Annotated in this window: 1 protein-coding gene; it reads left to right on the top strand. The window is 48.6% G+C overall.

Annotation, left to right across the window (positions count from 1 at the left end):
- Positions 1–97: 97 nt before the first annotated feature.
- Positions 98–661 (top strand): DUF4372 domain-containing protein (locus I9W95_RS13020; RefSeq protein WP_225675575.1); only part of this gene is annotated, 564 nt, incomplete at its 3' end.

The raw sequence follows: 661 nt of genomic DNA on the forward strand, positions 1-661 counted from the left end.
CACTGCTGTCCCACAGTTTGGGGCAGCAAATGAAAAAGCCTGATTCCAAGTGTTATTCTGTTGTTACCACACAATAGAAAAAACAAGGAACCAGGCTTTGTCACATCATAACACCGCTTTTCATCAGTTGCTCAAACCCGTTTCGAGACATGAATTTGAGTCCCTCGCAAAAATCCATCACTCCGGCCAGAAACTGCGCTCTGCTACGCGATGGGATCAGTTCATTGGCATGTTCATATCTCAGGTTTCTGATCGGCAGAGCTTGAGGGACATACACTCCAATCTGGAAGCTCAACGCCACAAGCTTTACCACCTTGGAGCTAAGCCCATTGCTCGCTCTACACTCGCCCGGCTGAATGAAAAGCAGCCTGCAGAGCTTTATCAGGGGCTGTTCGGAAAGTTGCTTGCCCGCTGTAAAAATACGCCGGGAAAACACAAGTTCCGGTTCAAAAATCCTCTCTATTCGCTGGATGCCAGCGCCATTGATCTGGCCCTGAACCTGTTTCCATGGGCGGCACATCGGGATGACACCGCGAACGTGAAACTTAGTGTCGGCCTCAATCATGGCACTCTGATTCCAGAGTTCGTGGCGCTTAGTGATGGCAATGAAAACGACATGATAGAAGGACGAAAATTTGATTTTCCTAAGGGAAGTATCGTT

Origin of the sequence: Thalassolituus marinus, from assembly GCF_020320395.1 — a bacterium.
GTDB classification, from domain to species: domain Bacteria; phylum Pseudomonadota; class Gammaproteobacteria; order Pseudomonadales; family Oceanobacteraceae; genus Venatoribacter; species Venatoribacter marinus.